This window comes from Ekhidna sp., from assembly GCF_963691765.1.
GTDB lineage: Bacteria > Bacteroidota > Bacteroidia > Cytophagales > Cyclobacteriaceae > Ekhidna.
Map to the genome: position 1 here is coordinate 1,212,779 of NZ_OY829375.1, position 20,418 is coordinate 1,233,196.

The 20,418-nt window shown below is 39.0% G+C and carries 19 protein-coding genes; 13 read left to right on the top strand and 6 right to left on the bottom strand.

All coding sequences use genetic code 11. The annotated features are described in order from the left end of the window. The first annotated feature begins 54 nt into the window (after positions 1–54). Together ACY650_RS05715 and ACY650_RS05720 are read left to right on the top strand one after the other, a co-directional pair. Entirely contained in the window at positions 55–1,230 is a 1,176-nt protein-coding gene (locus tag ACY650_RS05715) for a hypothetical protein (protein WP_462252635.1), read from the top strand. Positions 1,231–1,261: 31 nt separating this feature from the next. Next, entirely contained in the window at positions 1,262–1,681 is a 420-nt protein-coding gene (locus ACY650_RS05720) for a hypothetical protein (RefSeq protein ID WP_462252637.1), read from the top strand. 3 nt (positions 1,682–1,684) lie between these two features. Here the strand turns inward: ACY650_RS05720 and ACY650_RS05725 are convergent, their stop codons facing one another. Beyond that, positions 1,685–2,557 carry a LytTR family DNA-binding domain-containing protein gene (locus ACY650_RS05725; protein WP_462252639.1) on the bottom strand — a complete coding sequence of 291 codons (873 nt, stop codon included), beginning with the start codon at positions 2,555–2,557 and terminating at the stop codon, positions 1,685–1,687. A 192-nt stretch (positions 2,558–2,749) separates the two neighbouring features. Between ACY650_RS05725 and ACY650_RS05730 the strand changes: the two genes are divergently transcribed. Together ACY650_RS05730 and ACY650_RS05735 are read left to right on the top strand one after the other, a co-directional pair. Then, the gene (locus tag ACY650_RS05730; RefSeq protein ID WP_462252641.1) at positions 2,750–3,730 is read left to right on the top strand and encodes a DUF5694 domain-containing protein; all 981 of its coding nucleotides are present in this window, start codon (positions 2,750–2,752) and stop codon (positions 3,728–3,730) included. 4 nt (positions 3,731–3,734) lie between these two features. Further along, positions 3,735–4,505, top strand: coding sequence for a CPBP family glutamic-type intramembrane protease (locus ACY650_RS05735; RefSeq protein WP_462252643.1), 771 nt, complete (start codon positions 3,735–3,737; stop codon positions 4,503–4,505). Between the two features lie 54 nt (positions 4,506–4,559). Here ACY650_RS05735 and ACY650_RS05740 read toward each other — a convergent pair whose 3' ends face one another. Beyond that, positions 4,560–4,985 carry a DoxX family membrane protein gene (locus tag ACY650_RS05740; RefSeq protein ID WP_462252645.1) on the bottom strand — a complete coding sequence of 142 codons (426 nt, stop codon included), beginning with the start codon at positions 4,983–4,985 and terminating at the stop codon, positions 4,560–4,562. Between the two features lie 157 nt (positions 4,986–5,142). Between ACY650_RS05740 and ACY650_RS05745 the strand changes: the two genes are divergently transcribed. After that, positions 5,143–5,502 (top strand): VOC family protein, encoded by a 360-nt coding sequence (locus tag ACY650_RS05745; protein ID WP_462252647.1) that lies wholly within the window; start codon positions 5,143–5,145, stop codon positions 5,500–5,502. Positions 5,503–5,581: 79 nt separating this feature from the next. Here ACY650_RS05745 and ACY650_RS05750 read toward each other — a convergent pair whose 3' ends face one another. From ACY650_RS05750 to ACY650_RS05765, 4 genes are all read right to left on the bottom strand, one after another. Further along, positions 5,582–7,270 (bottom strand): sodium:solute symporter family protein, encoded by a 1,689-nt coding sequence (locus tag ACY650_RS05750; protein WP_462252649.1) that lies wholly within the window; start codon positions 7,268–7,270, stop codon positions 5,582–5,584. Positions 7,271–7,288: 18 nt separating this feature from the next. Beyond that, entirely contained in the window at positions 7,289–7,543 is a 255-nt protein-coding gene (locus ACY650_RS05755) for a DUF4212 domain-containing protein (RefSeq protein WP_462252651.1), read from the bottom strand. 150 nt (positions 7,544–7,693) lie between these two features. Continuing rightward, positions 7,694–8,623: a DUF3179 domain-containing protein gene (locus ACY650_RS05760; RefSeq protein WP_462252653.1), complete on the bottom strand. Its 930-nt coding sequence runs from the start codon at positions 8,621–8,623 to the stop codon at positions 7,694–7,696. After that, entirely contained in the window at positions 8,620–9,033 is a 414-nt protein-coding gene (locus ACY650_RS05765) for a hypothetical protein (RefSeq protein WP_462252655.1), read from the bottom strand. The genes ACY650_RS05760 and ACY650_RS05765 overlap by 4 nt, the downstream gene beginning before the upstream one ends. 99 nt (positions 9,034–9,132) lie before the next feature. Between ACY650_RS05765 and ACY650_RS05770 the strand changes: the two genes are divergently transcribed. From ACY650_RS05770 to ACY650_RS05805, 8 genes are all read left to right on the top strand, one after another. Continuing rightward, complete coding sequence (locus ACY650_RS05770) at positions 9,133–9,708, top strand: hypothetical protein (RefSeq protein WP_462252657.1); 576 nt, start codon at positions 9,133–9,135, stop codon at positions 9,706–9,708. A gap of 1 nt (position 9,709) precedes the next feature. Beyond that, positions 9,710–10,312, top strand: coding sequence for a trimeric intracellular cation channel family protein (locus tag ACY650_RS05775; protein ID WP_462252659.1), 603 nt, complete (start codon positions 9,710–9,712; stop codon positions 10,310–10,312). Position 10,313: 1 nt separating this feature from the next. After that, positions 10,314–10,805: a hypothetical protein gene (locus ACY650_RS05780; RefSeq protein ID WP_462252661.1), complete on the top strand. Its 492-nt coding sequence runs from the start codon at positions 10,314–10,316 to the stop codon at positions 10,803–10,805. A 95-nt stretch (positions 10,806–10,900) separates the two neighbouring features. Continuing rightward, positions 10,901–13,057, top strand: coding sequence for a M3 family metallopeptidase (locus ACY650_RS05785; RefSeq protein ID WP_462252663.1), 2,157 nt, complete (start codon positions 10,901–10,903; stop codon positions 13,055–13,057). Positions 13,058–13,125: 68 nt separating this feature from the next. Then, on the top strand, positions 13,126–13,875 hold the full coding sequence (locus tag ACY650_RS05790) for a HupE/UreJ family protein (protein ID WP_462252665.1): 750 nt from the start codon (positions 13,126–13,128) through the stop codon (positions 13,873–13,875). Between the two features lie 166 nt (positions 13,876–14,041). Further along, positions 14,042–16,480 carry a zinc-dependent metalloprotease gene (locus tag ACY650_RS05795; RefSeq protein WP_462252667.1) on the top strand — a complete coding sequence of 813 codons (2,439 nt, stop codon included), beginning with the start codon at positions 14,042–14,044 and terminating at the stop codon, positions 16,478–16,480. Between the two features lie 74 nt (positions 16,481–16,554). Next, a complete protein-coding gene (locus ACY650_RS05800) occupies positions 16,555–17,049 on the top strand; it encodes a SixA phosphatase family protein (protein ID WP_462252669.1) in 495 nt (164 codons plus the stop codon). Between the two features lie 119 nt (positions 17,050–17,168). Continuing rightward, a complete protein-coding gene (locus ACY650_RS05805) occupies positions 17,169–20,414 on the top strand; it encodes a S41 family peptidase (protein WP_462252671.1) in 3,246 nt (1,081 codons plus the stop codon). Positions 20,415–20,418 lie beyond the last annotated feature (4 nt).

Below are 20,418 nucleotides of genomic sequence, written 5' to 3' on the forward strand. Positions count from 1 at the left end.
TTATTCATCAAAGTATCTATGCACATTTGCCTCATCACAATTGAAACAAACAGCATGAAATTAATTAAGTCTTTTTTCACAATCCTAATAGCTGCTAGCATGGCCAGTGCACAGCAGTCACTCACATCCGACCTTCTAGAAAAGTCGGCCATTAGATTTTCTCTTAACTCCGAAGGCCAGCTCGAAGGTGACGCCCGCGAGCAATGGCTTCAGTGGATCGGTGACAATCAATATATCGGAATGGCCGAAGTTCATAATTCTGCCCAACTAAGCCTGTTCACAAAAGCACTTCTGAACACCCTTGACGAAAAAGGCTTCGAACATTTCGTAATGGAAATGGGACCAAATACAGCTGCAATTCTTCAAGAGACAACAGCCAACTTTGAGCAAGCACCTGCCAATATCAAAAAAATAAATCAAGCGTACGGAAAGAAGTCATCTTACAGAACACCACTTGTCTTTGCTAATAAAATTGAAGACGCGGTATTCTTGCAAGAGGCAGCAAAGCTTGGGTTCACACTGTGGGGAATTGACCAGGAGTACGATGGCTCATACACCATGTTACTTGATGACATTTATAAGCGGTCTTCAAACAGAGACGGATCATTTACTTCAGCATATGAAAAAGCCAGATCCACATTTAACAAAGTCCTGTACAAAAAGAAATACTGTGAGTACTTATCCAACAAAGAGATCAACAATTTCTTTTCGATGATCGAAGACGAGGATTTAATAAAAGTGATAGAAGATATCCGAATGAGCTGGGACATCTATTGCAAACACACCCAAGGTGGAAGCAATCAACTGAGAGCTAATTATATGAAAAAGAACTTTGACTCTTATACTTCTACGCATGGAAAAGATGCGAAAGTATTTCTAAAAATGGGGAATGTACATATGACACACGGGACTTCACCTTTCGGAGTAAATGATATGGGTAAGCACATCACGGAAATCTCAAAGAAAGAGGATAAAGGATTTCTAATCATGAGAGAGCTGATTTCTTATCGCAATGGTAAAAGTAACATTGGCAAATCAGGATGGAAATCAGTCACTATGCTATTGGAATTAGGAAGAAAAGATCAGTGGACAGTTGTAGATCTACGACCATTCAGAGAGAAAGTAGCAAGTGGCGAATTAACCACCAATAACAAATACGCTTTCGAACTAAATAGCTATGACTTGCTGATCATACCTCCAGATGATCAGTACCCAAAAATCAACTACTAACAAAGGACTCTAATAATTCAAACAAAAAACTATGAAGTCAATCACTCAATTAATGTTAATAACAGGACTATTATTTTCATGCAAAGACTCGGATATGCCGAGTCTTTGCCTTGAACCTCCTTGCGGGTCTATTGACCCCAACTCTTATAATCTCACCGTTCGAATAGAGAACCCCGACATCACTGTTACAAATCTCATTTTAGCAGTAAATGAAGATGAAACAACAATTTCATTAGATGCTATCAATCAGTCTGAAGGCATCGTCAATAGTTGCTGGACTTCAATACCAGAAATATCTTCTGGAGACATAGTAGTTATCGGCTATCTCCTGGATGGTGAAGAAACATTCGGCGCTGCGAATGCGAACCTTTTTAGTTCAAATCTTTTGATGTTAGAAATAAGTGATGATAGTGCCATCCTTTCCGATTATATCGAATGCTCAGCTAACTAGGAGTTAGGATTCAGCAGCATTTAAAAATTTATCTTTCACTTTATTAAGACGGTCGCGGCTCATTACGAACTCACGATCGTCTTCTTTCATCCTCAAAATATATTTATCATTTTCCCAAAATGAGTAATTGAGTACAAAGTTGAGATTTACGATTGACCCTCTATTTATTCTAACGAAGCTGTCAGGATCAAGCTTTTCTTCAAGCTCAGTAATATTTTCTTTTAATCGATATTTTTCATTCTCAGCATAGGCAAACGTTTTTCGATCTTCCCTTTCCACCCATTGTACTTTATCTGTATCTAAAAACAATTCTCCAAATTCATCAGAAGCCCAAAGTCGACTTTTAACTTTAACCTTTTTCGCCTCATGCAAATCAATTTTTGTTTCACCTAGCTGCAGATTGTACTGATAAATCAAATTGGTATTAATGATGAGATATCCAATCAAAAAGACAGGAGCCAAATAATTAAAATAAAGTGTGGTGCTATAGAAATACTCACTGAAATAGATATTCCAGTCTAAGTCAGGTACCGAATGATACAAAAATCTTATGGTAAGCGTAAAGGGAGCAAATACAAAGAATGCAATCAGAAGTATAGGCAAAAATTTGAGTTCATAAAGTAAAATATCCCTTACCCTAAGTCTTAAACTTGTTAGTTGCAGCTTGGTACCATAAATGCGTATGAGCTGAAATATTATAGCGACAGTTACGCACTCAATCAAGAACTGATCAATGAAAATGAATCGGAGTGTATTGGTAAGAGAAAAATCATCGCTTCCCACCCAATCCAAATTCTCAGGATGCAAATAGATAATTGCTTGATAAAACAATTCAATCGCCAGCGTAATACCAACGATTGGTTTCCATCTCTTCAACAAGTCATAATTCAGTGACAGCCACATTTTCAGATCAGATTTCAGACATCAATATCGGATTTCAGACATTGATGTAGACTAATACGAATTCAAAATAACCAGATTTCAGACATTCAAACCAAGAGTCGGGACACGATTCTCAAAAATTATTCTCTCCATGAATGTGCTTTGAAGAAAAAACAAAACGCAATCATGAAAACGATTATCACATTTTACCTATTAGCATTGAGCACTATTTGCATAGCTCAGCAGAAGCTTGACATTACCATCATTGGTACTGCACACTATTTTCAAGACGAGTATCAACCACTACAGAATTTTAAAAAAGTAGAGGACTTTATTGTAGACCTCAATCCCGAGATCATTTGCATAGAAGCCATTCCTGTAGATGATACTTTGAGCTTGCAGGAGATATGGCCCAATACAATTAAGCGCGCCGATCGTCTAAGAGATTCATTGATTCAACAAGGCGCTTATGCTTCAAACTTTGAAGTACTAAAATCGGATACTGAAAATGAATTTTGGAATACCTATCGTAGCAAAGACCTTCTATTAAAAGGAGCCAATCACTATGCTTCTTACGATCTATGGAATGCATACTATCAATGGTTTCAAGTTGAACAAGCAGGTGATTCACTCTACTACTTCTCAAAGTTTCAACGAAAGTTGAAAAACTCAGAATATGGACTCATGATCTATCCGGCTGCTCAAAGACTGGGCGTCAAGCAATTTTATGGAATTGATTATCGAGATGGAGAAGCTGAATTTCTAGCAAACAATAAAAGCGTATTGAAAAAGCTATTCTTCAAACTAAAGTGGAAGCCACTCAAAATCTATCTCAAAACACAGAAAAAATATAGAAAGTCAGAAGAGGAGGGCAAACTCGTTGAGTTTATCAATGGGCCAGAATTTCAGAATTCATTTTCAACCCTAATCGACGAAATCCCAAGAAGACTACCAAAGTCTGCAGAAGCCAAACAAGTCAAAGCCTATTGGCTGAAAAGAAATGAAATCATGGCAGCTAGGACTATTCAAGTTGCGAAAGAGCAAGGGGCTCAAAAAATCTTACTCACGGTAGGCAGTGCACATGTGACACACCTTCAAAGATTCCTGGAAGCAGAAGGCCATACGGTGACTACTTACGGAAAAATTATCAATACTATAAACGACTAATATCATGGAAGAAATAATGCAATCAAACTCGTTCTTTATCATACCGCTTACAATAGCATATCTAAGCATTTGTGGAAGTTGGTTCCTATTGAATCGATACAATTACTCATGGGATATCGAACCAATCAGGTCTTCAAAAAAACCTTGGTTAGATCTTGGTTTAGGTTTACTAGCGGCAGTAATGATTTTACTAATTGGGCAAGTTTATTCCGCTGGATATCTAATACCGAATTCGAAAAATGAAATACTGAGGTATCTAACTTGGCCATTAAATAATATCATCATCTTTTCGCCGATTGCCATCACATTATTTGTAAGAGCTCACTCATCAAACACCGTCTTCTTGAGCACCAAGCAATTAGGATACAAATTACTTTTTGGATTGATCTCCTCATTGGTAGGTGTTTTCATATTCCTTGTGTTAAGGGGCGAATTGAATAGAATGAATGAGATTATGACACATGCAATAGATCCCAGCACACTCACAAACTTTCCTGCAATCTTCTTCGAAAATGTAGCAGTAGCATTCCTCTTTGTGAGACTTAAATGGGTAGCAGGTATAAAATGGGCTATCGCAATTCCAGCAATTTTATTCGCGTTTGCGCATGTTCCTGGGTCCATAGCTGAGGGTGATCCGATAGGTCATATTATTACCTTCTTCTTACTGACGGGAAGTCTAACAACTGTCATCTTATATACAGCATATAGAAGCAGAGATATCTTCTGGCTTGGTATTGTCCACTATTTAATGGACGTTGCAATCAAAGCATTTTAATATTGCTTTCAGGTAAATGTGAATGAAGGAAAGGATGGTCCCTTTCCTTCATATTTATCTTAAAGGCTTCTTTAATAAGTTGAGATAATTTTCATAGTTCCAAGCGAGCAAAAAGCAGTTAGCCAGTACCATCATAGAAGTAATAATTGGAGTGCCTTTCATGTTTAAGGCAATACTTACCAAGAAGATGTTTAGTGTCACTGGCATCATCAGCAAACTGGATAAGACAACAAACCGATTAATGAATATCAGGATACCCAACAGTATCTGAAAGTAGCCAATGAAGTTCCAGTAAAATCCCGTTTGATGCATAGCATCAAAGTAATATCCAACTGGATCTGAGGTAGGCAGAATTGTGAATTTCACACCAGGAAGTTTTCTAGTGCCCGAAATAATAAAAGTTAAACCCATTCCGATTCTGACGCCCCAATAGAAAAGTTTAAATAAGGTCTTCTCTCGTAGTTGGTTTAAGGTAATCATAGGTGTTCGATTTTTTGGATGACGAATTAGACTATCAAAAGGTAACAAAACGGAAAAATAGTGCCGAATTCAAACTTCATTTTAAAAAATCATCCTTTCGGATGAGCCTATTTCTTCTCTATTCAACGATAATTGAAGCCTCATAAAAATGTATAATATGGATTTAGGACAGTTCTCAATAAGTCTTCCTGTTAAGGATATGGAAGCAAGTTTAGATTTTTATCAAAAGCTCGGATTTGAATTAATCGACGGCGGTCACATGAACGCAGGTTTTCCTGATTCCGAAAGCACCAGCTGGAGGATACTAAAATCTGGTAATACCGTGGTAGGCTTATTTCATGGAATGTTTGAAAACACAATCATGACTTTTAATCCAAAAGATGTTCGTGCTATACAGACGGAGCTAAAAAGACGCAATGTGCCATTAATCAAAGAAGCTGATGAAAGTACAACAGGTCCGGAACATATCATCCTTTCAGATCCTGACGGAAATCAAATTATGATGGATCAGCACTAAGCAAAGAATAGTATGGTATCTACCCTCCTATAACCAATGAATGTCTAGGAGGGGGATATCGTCAAGAAATTTGACTTGCTTAATGATCGCTAGCTTCTCCAGCTCCACGAGGATATCGGATACTTTCTACCATATCCTGAACCTCCTCGGGTGTCTCGGCCGTAGCTCTGGATACGATCAAGCTCACCACTACATTTACAATCATCGCAATTGTCCCAAAGCCTTCGGGTGAGATACCAAACCACCAATCATCAGAAGTGCCTCCTCCAAAGCCCTGAAGCTTGTATTTAATCATGTAGAAAAGCATGAGTAAAATTCCGACCACCATGCCACTAATTGCTCCTTGCTTATTCATGCGCTTATCAAAAATGCCTAAAATAATAGCAGGGAAGAATGATGCTGCAGCAAGTCCAAAAGCAAGTGCTACTGTCGCAGCGACAAATCCAGGAGGGTTAATCCCAAAATAACCTGCGACAACTACAGCTACAGCTGCTCCGATTCTTGCCCACAACAATTCTTGCTTCTCCGAGATATCTGGCTTTATCTGCTTCTTTATTAAATCATGAGATACGCTTGTCGAAATTACCAACAAAAGGCCAGCAGCGGTTGAAAGAGCAGCTGCTAAACCACCAGCAGCTACTAAGGCAATTACCCAATTTGGTAAGTCAGCGATTTCAGGATTTGCAAGTACCATGATGTCTCTATCAATGGTCAACTCGTTCGTTTCATCATCACCTACATACTGAATACGTCCATCTCCATTCTTATCTTCAAATGCGATCAGGCCAGTCTTTTCCCAATTGCTAAACCATGAAGGCATATCATCATATGCTTGTCCTGAAACTGTGTTGATCAAGTTAGTTCTTGCAAATGCTCCGATAGCCGGAGCCGTTGTATAAAGGATAGCAATAAAAACCAGGGCATAACCTGCAGAAAGACGAGCATCTTTCACTTTTGGTACAGTAAAAAATCTCACGATCACATGTGGCAATCCTGCTGTACCCACCATCAAAGCCAGGGTAATCGCAAAAACATCTATCATAGATTTAGAGCCACTTGTATACTCTGCAAAACCCAACTCTACATGCAATTGATCCAGTTTGTCCAATAAATAGGTTCCATCCTCAAGCGATCCTCCGAATCCTATTTGAGGCAAAATATTACCCGTCATTTGAAATGAAATGAAGAATGCCGGAACCATGAAAGCAAATATCAAGACACAATACTGAGCTACCTGCGTGTAGGTTATACCTTTCATGCCTCCCAATACAGCGTAAAAGAATACCAGAGCCATTCCGATATAAACTCCAGTATTGATAGGTACTTCAAGAAATCTGCTGAAGACTACTCCAACACCCCGCATTTGACCTGCCACATAGGTAAATGATACGATTATTGCGCAGATGACTGCAACTGTCCGAGCAACATTTGAGTAGTATCTGTCACCTATAAAATCAGGGACCGTGAATTTGCCGAATTTCCTCAAATATGGCGCCAGAAGAAGCGCTAGTAGCACATATCCTCCAGTCCACCCCATCAAATAAACTGCTCCATCGTATCCAGCGAAAGATATTATGCCCGCCATCGAAATGAAAGAAGCGGCAGACATCCAGTCAGCAGCAGTAGCCATACCATTAGCTAATGGAGGTACGCCACCTCCAGCAACATAAAACTCTTTGGTTGATCCTGCTCTTGACCAGATTGCTATGCCTATGTATAAAGCGAACGTTACCCCTACAAGTATGAAAGTCCAGGTTTGTACATCCATTGTTAATTTCTTTCAGAGTTATTTTTCGTCTACATCAAATTCTTTGTCGAGCTTATTCATCAGCCTTACGTACACGAATATGAGAATCACGAATGTGTAAATTGATCCTTGCTGAGCAAACCAAAAGCCTAGTTTAAATCCGCCTAACCTTACCGAGTTGAGAGGTTCGACCAAGAGTATGCCAAACAAATAAGAGACTAAAAACCATATGGATAGAAGAATGGCGAGGTAGCCAAGATTCTTCTTCCAGTATTGCTTCATACGGTCGGACATAATTTCGATAGTTTATTGTTAATGAGTGTATTGGAATTCGCATCCAAATTGTCTAAATCTCACCTTAATGGTCAACAGCAAACCTAAAAATTAGCAATACTATAATTAGCCTCAAAAAAGGAGGCTGGTAAAAAAGAAGATACGGCACTGTTACCGCACCAATCGAGTGTTTGGATATGCCGCATGCCATCCAAACCAAAATGCCCGATGATAAGGTAATCGTTTTAAAACTTGAGACTTGTCGTCGCGTTCGAGTTTATCTTCATAGAGCCTCCATTTTTCACCCAGCGCATCTATTACAGAAACTTCCTGATCAAAGGATTCGAACATCAATCCTTGCGACTCATAAACCCTATTGGCACCTGATTCATCAGTCAGAACGACAAATTCTATTGCTCCTATTTTATCATGATATACTGGATTTTTCTTTAAAAACTTGGCAGAGATCGCCAACTGTTCTTTAGGATATTCAGGAAATCTTAAAGCCAAAACTTCCTGTTTATTTTTTAGTCTTCTATCATCAAAGGGCACATTAAACATTAGCTCATCTGTACCGAAGTACTCTTGATAGGCAACCCCTTCATCATAGTTTCTCTTGTGGCCGGTGTTTAGAGATAACACTGTAGTATTTGGATGTCTCTTCTTCCACTCACCCCATGTAGTGGTCACTACGCTCATATGTTCAAATTGAATGCCTTGGTTTTTCAACGGGCCAATAACAGGTTTCCCCCAGACTGTATTCCAAAGGGATTGTGTGGCCTTATCATACATCAACTTATTTGAGCGATATAAAAAACCACTTGTGCCCATTTCATAGTTTTTACCTTCAAACTGAGTTTTGTATAAGATAACCGTACCACAAAGCGTACAATAAACACCACATACTGGAATACCTCCTACTTCGTCAACGAACATTTCATGCCATGCAAGAATCCGTTTTGGATAGGCTCGAAAATCACCATTTACTTCTATACCGAATATGATGTTATCATCTTCGAGGTATGTTGCTTCTTGAGCGGAAATCATCTCGGGGCTTCTAAGCGGTGGAATTCCATCTTGAATCACCCCTCCCCATCTCACCTCATCCAGACGGATATTATTTTCATACCTGCCCTTAAAATAAGTCTCGAATCTCGGATCAATAAATCGGTAAAGCTTCGCTTTGAAATCTGCGTATTTTCTTCTCTATCCCACAGCCATCGGTACCATTTGTCAAAATCGTAACCAAATTCAACCTTTTCATTACTCCTCAAAATATCTAGTAGTTGCTGGTCTACCAGTGGATTTCTACTTAGGTACATAACCTCTATAGCCATACTAGCATATTCACTACGCCAATTGTCTTCTATGTAATCCAATGCCAGTTGCGTCTCATAATGACTCTTGCCAAAGAGATTGATAAACTGCTCAATTGCTTTATCATCATCCTTTTGAGCATAGCTCATGCAACACAATAGAAGCGCAAATACAAAAAAAATGGATCGAATCATGATAGCTTATGAACGATTGATTGAGATTCTGTATTCAGACTTTTAAGAATTAAAGCTGTATTTGTCGTTAAGACACCCTATCCAGTGTAGATTTGAGATATGAAAAAAGCAGCTTATGATATCATAATGGGAATTCTTCCAGTAATGATAGGCGTATACCTTGGCATTTATTTCAACAATAGAAATGAAGAGCGGCAACAAGACGAATTGAAGAATCAAATCTTCAAAAACCTGCTCGCAGAAAGTCAATCCAACCTGGAGATTCTCAAAGACTCTCAGGCTTACTTCGAAATGCTAAGAGACAGCTCCAATGCCTATTTGGTATCAAAACGTCCATACAAACAATTCTCTTTTTGGAAGGGTTTAAATCCCCCTGAACTTTCAGTTACTGCCTTCAAAACTGCTGAAGTAACCAATATTCTTCCGGACCTTCCAATTAGTCTTCTTCAATCCCTAAGCAAAACATATGGCAGTATTTCAGACATTAAAAACCTGGGCAATGTTTATTTCTCCAGAATTATTGAAAATACGGGGGATCCAAATTATAATGATAGAGAATATCTGATCATCCTTGAAAATTATTCATGGGATATGATAATAGCCGAAGAGTCAATATCTGAACAGATAGAAATACTCATCGAACTACTCCAATCACAACAACAAGTTTCTAATTGAAATGACCATTCTATATTTCATCGATATCTTAGGAACCATGGTCTTTGCTATAAGCGGGGCATTGGCAGGCCGTGATAAAAATCTCGATTTCTTTGGTATTGCTGCTGTAGGATTAATTACAGCGATCGGAGGCGGCACAGTTCGAGATATACTTCTTGGCAGCACACCTGTAGGCTGGATGAACGATTTGATCTATTTAGCCATGATTGGAGCAGGTATACTAATCTCGTTACTGTTTGGAAAAGTGGTAAGGAAGCTGCGTCGCACCTTCTTTATGTTCGATACGATAGGCATTGCCGTTTTTACAGTTCTCGGACTCCAGAAAGCACTTACGCTCGATGTCCATCCGATTATTGCCATCATGATGGGGATGGTTTCTGCAGTTTTTGGCGGCGTTATTCGGGACATCGTCTGTAACGAAATCCCATTGATATTCAGAAAAGAAATTTATGCGTTGACATGCCTGTGTGGTGGCATCATCTTCATTTTAATGAATAAACTAGGGATGGATCAAACCTACAATATAATCCTGACCATCTTGTTCATAGTTTCATTTAGGATTCTGGCTGTAGCTTTCAAATGGCAGCTCCCAGATATTAAATAGCATGCTTAAGAAAGTCGTATATAAAGTAAATTCAGGAAAAGGAACCATAAGAAATATAAAATGGGACATTAGTAAAAATCTTTCCCATGATTCTATGTCTAGCCAAAATTTTAAGTACAACGCGCTAATGAGCGGGAGTATTAACAAATCAGCAACTCATTTCAATGTAACTCCACATTTTGAGCTGTTTTTAGGATCAAGACAATCTATGGTAAGTCTTGACGGCAAGCTAATTGATGATAAAACTATTTCAGTGCAATTTGTACCCTCCTTTAACCTCTACTTTACTTCTTTATTCTTCTTGATCATTGTATTAGTTGCATTAATTGAATCAGAAATTCATATTACACCAGCTATAATATTTTCTTTAATTCTGATTTATAAAATCGCCAGATTCTTCTTTGATCTAAGAGATTCTGAGAAGTTATGCGATCGCTTAATGGAAATTGCTCAAAAGAGACATTCCAGTGAAATTAGTCAACAAGGAAACTAACCTCCGTCGATAAACTAAAAATCCCTCTCGTACGATCTTATTTACATACTTTTTTGAACTCGTGCTACATTTACCTAACAACTAAGAAACCTAAAATGAAAAAATTCCTTTACGTAATGATTGCTGGAGTGCTTTTCAGTTGTCAAACCCAATCAGAAAATAAAGAAATGGAAACAGGAAATCCATTCTATCAAGAATGGGATACACCTTATGGTGTGCCTCCTTTCGATCAAATCAAGGATGAACACTACATGCCCGCGTTTGAAAAAGGGATGGAAGAAAACCTTGCTGAAATCGATAACATCGTAAACAATCCAGAATCACCAACGTTTGCTAACACGCTTGAAGAATTGGAAAGAACTGGAAAATTACTCACCAAAGTGAGGAGTGTTTTCTTCAACTTGACAGGTTCAAATACCAACCCTAGGCTGCAAGAGTTACAACGGGAATTGAGCCCTATGCTATCTGCTCACTACGATAAAATCACCCTGAATGAAGCCCTTTTTAAAAGAGTTGAAGAAGTTTATCAAGATCGTGATAATCTCGAGCTCAGCAACGAACAACTCAAACTATTGGAAGATACGCGGAAGTCATTCGTTCGAAGTGGTGCATTGCTCAATGAGGAACAAAAGGCACAAATTACAGAAATCAATTCCAAACTCTCTGAGCTTACCACTGCTTTTGGTCAAAATCTATTAGCAGAAACGAATGGCTTTGAGCTGATTTTAGATGAAACTGATTTGGACGGCTTATCCGAGGGCATTATTGCCGCTGCCTCCGAAACTGCAACACAAAAAATGGAGAATGCGATCACTGAGGTAGAACAATTAAAATACGAGGGTAAGTATGTATTTACTCCCCATCGTAGCAGTATGTATCCGTTTCTTACAGAATCCAATCGTCGTGACTTACGTGAGAAGTTATACAAATCATATATTCAGCGTGGAGATAATGATAACGAAACGGATAATAAAGAGATTGCAGCGCAAATAGCAAAATTACGATCGGAACGTGCTCAGTTAATGGGATATGAAACTCATGCTCATTTCGTGCTAGAAGAACGTATGCTAAAAACGCCCGCTGAGGTTTATGATTTATTGATGCAGTTATGGAAACCGGCTCTCGAAAGGGCGAAAGCAGAAGTTGCAGATATGCAAGCAGTTGCAGATAATGAAGGTAATGATTTCCAGATTGCTGGATGGGACTGGTGGCAATATTCAGAGAAAGTACGAAAAGCCAAATATGACTTAGATGAAGCTGCATTAAAGCCATACTTAACGCTAGATAACGTTCTTAACGGTGTGTTCGAAACCACAAATAAGCTATGGGGATTAACCTATACCGAACGATTTGATATTAATGTATATCATCCTGATGCACGTGTATGGGAAGTGAAAGACAAGGATGGCAGCCACCTGGGAGTTTTCATCGGTGATTACTTTACACGATCAAATAAGCGTGGCGGAGCATGGATGAGCAGTTTTAAAGGGCAGTCGAATTTAGATGGAAGAGAACGTCCTATCGTTGTAAATGTTTGTAATTTCCCAGCTCCAGTAGGCGATGATCCGGCATTGCTAAGCTTCGAAAACGTAGTTACATTATTCCACGAATTTGGTCATGCGATGCATGGCATCATGACCAATGTTACCTATGGCAGCATGGCTGGCACTTCTGGTCCTCGTGACTTTACTGAATTTCCTGCACAAATTCTGGAACATTGGGCTAGTGAACCTGAAATCCTTAAATCATTCGCAACCCACTATCAAACAAATGAAGTAATTCCTGATGAGTTAATAGATAAATTACTTAAGGCTTCTAAATTCAATCAAGGTTTTGCAAATACTGAATACTTAGCAGCCTCATTGCTGGATATGGACTGGCACACCATTAAGGCAGATGAAGAAGTTAAAGATGCGGATGCTTTTGAAGCCGCTTCTCTAGCTAAAATAGGATTGATAGATGAAATAGCGCCTCGATATCGAAGTACTTACTTTGCACACATCTTTTCAGGAGGATATTCTTCTGGATACTACAGCTATGTTCACTCCGCAGTACTTGATTCTGATGGTTTTGAGGCTTTTAAAGAGGCCGGAGACGTCTTTGATCCGGAACTTGCATCAAAGTTGAGAACACACGTATATGAAAAAGGTTCGACAGAAGAGGCTATGGAGCTTTACAAGCAATTTCGTGGACGTCAACCTGAGATAGATGCCCTACTAAGAGTTCGGGGATTGGACGGTTCTATCGACTAATTCAAGAAACTATTTGTAAAATCGGTTCGGATTTCAGAACCGATTTTCATTTTAAATACCCTGTAGCTATGAGGCTTTTAAAAACCTTGATTTTTTTCTTTTTTCTCTGCTCAAGTTTTGGAGCATTCTCTCACCCAGATGACGAACTTGAAATCATAGAAAAAGAATTTGGGCAAACTTATATTCAGGATGAGATAATAACAGCTGAATATGAAGCTGCTTTAAAACGTCAAAGAATGCGGTTGCTTGCGGCCATGCCTTGGCTAGAAAAGTCTTCGTTATTTATTAAAGCAGGTATTGAACATATCGTCCCAAAGGGTATGGATCACATTCTTTTTGTTTTAGGATTATTTTTTTCTAGTCTCATTTTAGGATCATTGCTTTGGCAAATATCTGCCTTTACTCTCGCTCACACCATAACATTGGCTCTTGCAGCACTAGGTTTTATACACGTTCCTGCCAGTATAGTAGAACCCCTCATTGCTCTTTCCATTGTGTGGATAGCTATTGAAAACTGTGTTTTTAAGAAAACCAACAAATGGAGACCGTTGATTGTATTTGGATTCGGTCTGTTGCATGGTTTAGGTTTTGCATCCGTGTTAAGTGATTACGGCTTACCTAAAGGTAACTTGGTTCCGTCGTTATTAGCATTTAATATCGGTGTTGAACTAGGTCAATTACTTGTGCTATTCATAGCAGCTTTATTGGTATGGTTTATCCGAAAAAAAGAATGGTATCGCCAAAGAGTACAAATTCCAGCGTCTTTTATGATAGCTTTTGTTGGTTTGTATTGGTTTATCGAACGCGTATTCTTCTAGCGAAGAAATTCAGAAAGAAGAGGTTTAACTAAGAAATATTCAATCTAAAATGTCAGGAGGCCAGCATTTAGCTGGCCTTTTTTATTGGTGGCTACCGCTCAAATAAAACTAAATCCATTTTCTATATCTCAGAGTTAAGTTGTCAGTCAATATAAAAACCTAAAGTATGAAACGAGTAATATTATTAATGTTAGTAATGGCGTTTGTAGGATTCCATACAGACCTCATTGCTCAAAAAAAGAAAAAAAAGAAAGGTGAGGAGCCAGAGCAGATGGCGCCTAAAAAGAAGAAAAGTGACCTAAAAGGTTACAATGAAATCATTACGGAGGACGCTATTTCAGATGAAGGATTGATCACCTCTCACCAAGTAGGTGATGATTATTATTTCGAAATTCCATCCGATCTACTAGAAAGAGAAATTCTTATTGTATCTCGAATTGCAGGACATGTAAAGGGATTAAATTTTGGTGGGGCTGGTATGAAATCTAGACCTCAACAGGTAGTGAGATTCCAGAAATTAGGTAAAAGGATTTTGATGCGATCAGTCTCTTTCAACAATATCGCTAACGAGGATGAACCTATTTATACTTCCGTAAAGAATAACAACTTTGAGCCTATCATTCAATCATTCTCGCTTGAGACAATGAAAGATGACTCATCGGCATATGTTATTAAAATGAATGGATTCTTCTCGAGTGATATCCCCATGATAGGTGGATTGAGAGATTCAGAAAGAAGAAGGTTTAAAATCAAAGGAATAGATAAATCACGTTCTTTAATCACTTCAATTAGGTCATTCCCAGAAAATGTAGAGGTTAGACATGTCTTGACATATCGTGGAGATGAATTGCCTTCCAATGGTCTTACTCAGACTTTATCTATCGAAATGAATCAATCGATGATTTTGCTTCCTGAGGACCCGATGGTTCCAAGATATTATGACGAACGCGTTGGCTTCTTTTCGCTTCAACAAATTGATTATAGCTCCGATGAGCAAAAGGCGGCAAGCCGAAGGCTAATTACTAGATGGAGATTGGAACCTAGCGATTGGGATGCATATAACCGTGGTGAGGCTGTTGAGCCCATAAAACCAATAGTATACTATGTTGATCCTGCTACTCCAGAAAAGTGGAGAAAATATATTAAACAAGGGGTTGAAGACTGGCAAGTCGCTTTTGAGGCTGCTGGATTCAAAAACGCAATTATTGCAAAGGATCCGCCAAGCAAGGAAGAGGATCCGGATTGGAGCCCTGAAGATGTAAGGTATTCCGTGATCAGATACATTGCTACGGATATTCAAAATGCACAAGGCCCTCATGTTCATGATCCAAGAACTGGGGAAATTTTAGAGAGTGACATTTTGTGGTATCACAATGTAATGAACCTGCTTAGAAACTGGTACTTCGTTCAAACTGCTGCTGTGAATCCCGAAGCCCAAAAAGTGAAATTTGAAGATGATTTGATGGGAGAGTTAATACGATTCGTTTCTGCGCACGAAGTTGGTCATACATTGGGTCTACCTCACAACATGGGCTCTTCGTCCGCATATACAATTGCTCAACTGAGAAGTAAATCATTTACGGACACCCACGGTGTTGCTCCATCTATTATGGACTATGCACGGTTCAACTATGTTGCCCAACCAGAAGACGGAATAACTAATTTCTTCCCTAAAGTTGGCGAATATGACTTCTGGTCAATTGAATATGGATATAAACCAATTGCAAACGTCAATTCTCCTGATGATGAGGAAGACACGTTAAATAGTTGGATACTTGAAAAGGCAGATAACTCAGCTTATCGATTCGGTCGCCAACGATTCATTCCTGTAGACCCGACAGCGCAAACTGAAGACATCGGTCATGATGCAATGATTGCAAGTGATTTAGGTATTAATAATCTGAAGAGAATTCTTGATAAGTTGATGGAGTGGTCAACAGAAGATGGCAAAAATTACGATGACCTTGAAGAACTGTATGCCAATGTAGTACGTCAGTTTAACCGCTACAACGGTCATGTAGTCTCCAATGTAGGGGGTGTATACGAGTACTATAAAACTTCAGATCAAGATGGAGCTATCTACACGCATGTAGAAAAAGAAAAACAACAGCGAGCAGTCAAATTCTTAAATGAACAACTTTTCGCTACTCCGGTTTGGCTTGTAGACGCTGAAATCCTAGGTAGAATCCAGCAAGACGGATTGGTTGATGACATGCGAGGACTGCAGGTTAGAATCTTAGGTAGACTGACAAGAGAGGATATGATGATGCGTATGATTGAGAATGAAGCACTCAACGGATCTGATGCATACACCATTACTAACTTATTTTCCGACTTGCGTCGCGGCATTTGGGGAGAGCTTTACAATGGTAGAAGAATAGATACCTACAGAAGAAATCTTCAAAAAGAACATATTGATCGATTGGGAGAATTGATGAATCTGGAAGATGATGATTACGCCAATTCAGATATCCCCTCCATTGCAATGGCTACTTTGAGTAGGCTCGAAAGAGATGTGCGAAATGCCCGTCAAAGTGACGCGACATCACGGTTCCATTTGCAGGATATTCAAAAACGTATAGACGCAATTTTGAATCCTAAGTAGATTTTTTTTCAAACACCATCGTATTTGATCTTGTTTAGTTCATATACGATGGTGTTTTTATTTATCTTCCATTCATGAAAAAATTTTTACTGACTACCACTCTTTTCATTTTTGCGACAGTCCTTTTTGGGCAAGAGCAAACCACGCTTATACTTGTAAGACATGCTGAAAAGGCAAACGACGGAACAAGTAATCCCCCCTTGAGCGAAGCTGGATTTCAGCGTGCCAACAACTTAGCTGCTCTTCTTACCGCACAAGATATCTCAGCATTATACAGTACTCCTTTTACCAGAACAGAAGCTACTCTGACACCAATAGGTAGAGACAAAGGAATTGAAGTTCAACAATATGATCCGTATGCCAAAGACGAGTGGCTATCTTCATTGATACAAAAGCACAGAGGAGAAACAGTAGTCATTTCGGGTCATTCCAATACAATTCCTACACTAGCCAATGCATTAATCGGCAGTGAGACTTTTAGTCAATTTGACGAAAATGATTATTCCAACCTCATAATCATTGTTACTGACGAAGTTGGAAAAGGAAAATTGATCAGACTAAAGTTTTAAGAGACTTTATCTCTTGTTTGCAGATTTCATTCACTGGTATTCTTCAAAGACCGCTCAAAGAATAATGTATCTGGTTTGATTATGGGCTGATTATATTTAGTTACTACTAAATAGATATCATGAAAAAGCTAATCATCCTTACTCTTACATTACTATGTTTTATTGGGTCGAGTTTCTCGCAACCTCTTTGGTTGAGATACTCTTCAATTTCCCCTGATGGAAGTCAGATTGCCTTTGCATATAAAGGTGATATTTATACCGTTAGCAGTGCTGGCGGAACCGCAATTCCATTGACCATTGATGACTCGTATGATTACATGCCCATTTGGTCCCCTGATGGCAATTCTATAGCATTTTCTTCAGATAGATATGGCAATTTCGACATCTTCATTACGAACTTGAATGATGGCGGACTTAATCGATTAACCTATCATTCATCCAACGACTTTCCTAACTTAATTACTACTGAAGGCGATCTGCTTTTCAATTCCTGGAGAGTAGACATTGCTAAGTATGCGCAGTTTCCAAATTCACGAATGCCTGAGCTCTACAGAATAAGCGTGAATGGAGGGCGACCACTCATGGAATTGACTACACCATCCGAAGCAATATCCATGAATAATGCACTGAATAAGATTTACTATCAAGATCGAAAAGGATATGAAGATCCACTTAGAAAACATCATCAGTCTTCCATAACCAGAGATATTTGGGTATATGACAAAAACACCAAGCAACATAATCAGCTGACGACATTTATTGGAGAAGATAGAAACCCAATCTTAAGCCCAGACGAGCAAAGTTTGTATTACCTAAGTGAGCAATCTGGCTCCTTCAATGTTTACAAAATGGATGTTTCAAATCCAGCCAATATCACCCAGCTTACTAACATGGATAGACACCCAATTCGAAACCTATCCATGAGCAATTCTGGCAAACTTTGCTTCAGCTACAATGGAGAACTCTATACCATGGAGGAAGGAAGTCAACCGCAAAAAATAGCGATAAATATCACCAGCATTAGAAAAAATCTAGCTAGAGAGACCGTTCCGATTTCTTCTGGAATTACAGAACTAGACATTTCATCAAATGGGAAAGAGTTTGCCTTCGTGAAAAGAGGAGAGGTATTCGTTTCTTCAATCGATGGTGGCACCACAAAGAGGATTACAAATACACCAGAGCAAGAGCGCTCGGTTAGTTTTAGCCCTGATGGTCGCTCAATCCTTTATGCAGGTGAAAGAAATGGTAGTTGGAACATCTATCAGACAAATTTGAAGTACGACGATGAACCTTATTTTTTCACTTCTACTATTCTAGAAGAAGAAACATTGGTTGAGACTCCTAAAGCAGAATTTCAGCCAGTCTACTCTCCTGATGGTAAAAAGATCGCGTACCTCGAAGATCGAACGACCCTTAAAACGCTAGATTTAAAAAATAAAGGGATCGAGACCATACTTCCTGCATCCAGAAATTACTCATACTCGGATGGTGACATTTATTTCAGCTGGTCTCCTGACAGCAAGTGGATCGCGTCAGATATGCTTATGCCCAATCAGTGGATTAACGAAATTGGCGTGATCAGCGTAGCTTCTAAGAAAGTGATAAACATTACTAGAAGTGGATATACACAAGCTTTCCCGAGATGGTCAGATGATGGGAGTATGATTTACTGGTATTCTGATAGAGACGGGATGAAAAATCATGGTAGTTGGGGATCTGAAGGAGATATATATGGAGTACTCCTCACACAAGAGGCATATGACCAGTACCAACTAAACAAAGAAGACAAAAAACTAGATGACGAAAGCGGGAAGGAAGATGATAGCGATAAAGATGATAAAGATGATTCTGACGCTGTAGATCCAATTAAGATAGACTTCAAAGATCTTAAAAAGAGACGGGTAAGATTAACACTACATTCCTCAAGATTGAACGACGCTATTCTATCGAATGATGGAGAGTCTTTGTTTTATTTGACACGCTTTGAAAAAGGAGCTGATGTATGGAAAACAAACCTGAGAACTAAAGAAACCAAGCTATTAGCCAAGTTAGGAATAGGTAATGGTGGTCTGGTAATGGATAAAGAAGGAAAGTCTATTTATGTACTAGCCGATGGTGGTGCAATGAAAATTGATGCTAATTCTGGAGATCGTAAATCTTTGAGATTTAAGGGTGAAATGGAGTTGAAGAAAGATGAGGAGTATGTCTACATGTTCAATCACATGTGGCAACAGGTAAAAGACAAATTCTATGTTAAAGACCTCCACAATGTCGATTGGGAAGGTTATAAAGTAGATTACAGCAGATTCCTTCCTCATATCAACAACAGCTATGATTTCACGGAGATGATGAGTGAGCTTCTTGGAGAGTTGAATGCCTCTCACACTGGAAGTGGCTACCGAGCGAGAAGTAGCACCGCAGACCAGACTGGATCTTTGGGATTATTTTTTGATGAAAATGCATCAGTTGATGGTCTGAAAATTACTGAGATATTGAAAGATGGACCGAGCGATAAAGCGGACCTTGATATCAAAGAAGGCATGATTGTAGAAAAAATTGATGGTGTGAGTCTTTCCAAATCTGTCAATCATTACGACCTCTTAAATAGGAAAGTTGGAAAAAAGGTAAGACTAAGTCTTTATGATCCTTCTGGTAAGAAAAGATCGGAAGTTGTGATCAAACCAATAGGACGAGGAACCGAGTACAATTTATTGTATGAGCGATGGGTTGATAACAGAAAGAAAGAGGTAGAGGAAGCATCCGGCGGAAGAATAGGATATGTTCATGTGCGAGGCATGAATAACCCTAGCTTTAGAACCGTCTATGAGGAAGTTCTGGGAGAAAATTATGACAAAGAGGCAATCATCGTAGATACCAGATCCAATGGCGGTGGTTGGTTGCATGACGACTTAGCTACCTTCCTCAGCGGGAAAGAATACATTAGAATGGTTCCAAGAGGACAAGATCTTGGCTCAGAGCCACAATTCAAATGGACTAAACCATCCGTAGTATTGATTGGAGAGAGCAATTATTCTGACGCACACATGTTTCCATATGCTTACAAAGCCTTAGGTATTGGCACCACAGTTGGTATGCCCGTACCAGGTACCGGAACTGCAGTATGGTGGGAGACTCAAATCGACCCAACCATTTACTTTGGTATTCCGCAGGTAGGAATGTTAGATGTTGACGGAGACTATCTCGAAAACAAACAACTCGAGCCGGATGTGAAAGTGAAAAACAGCTACGAGATGCTAGTTCAAGGCAGGGACGAGCAACTAAGAAAAGCCGTCGAAATCTTGCTACAACAAAAGGCTACTAAGCCTGCTGATGCTACGATAGATAACATCGAAAAAGGAAAATAATGAG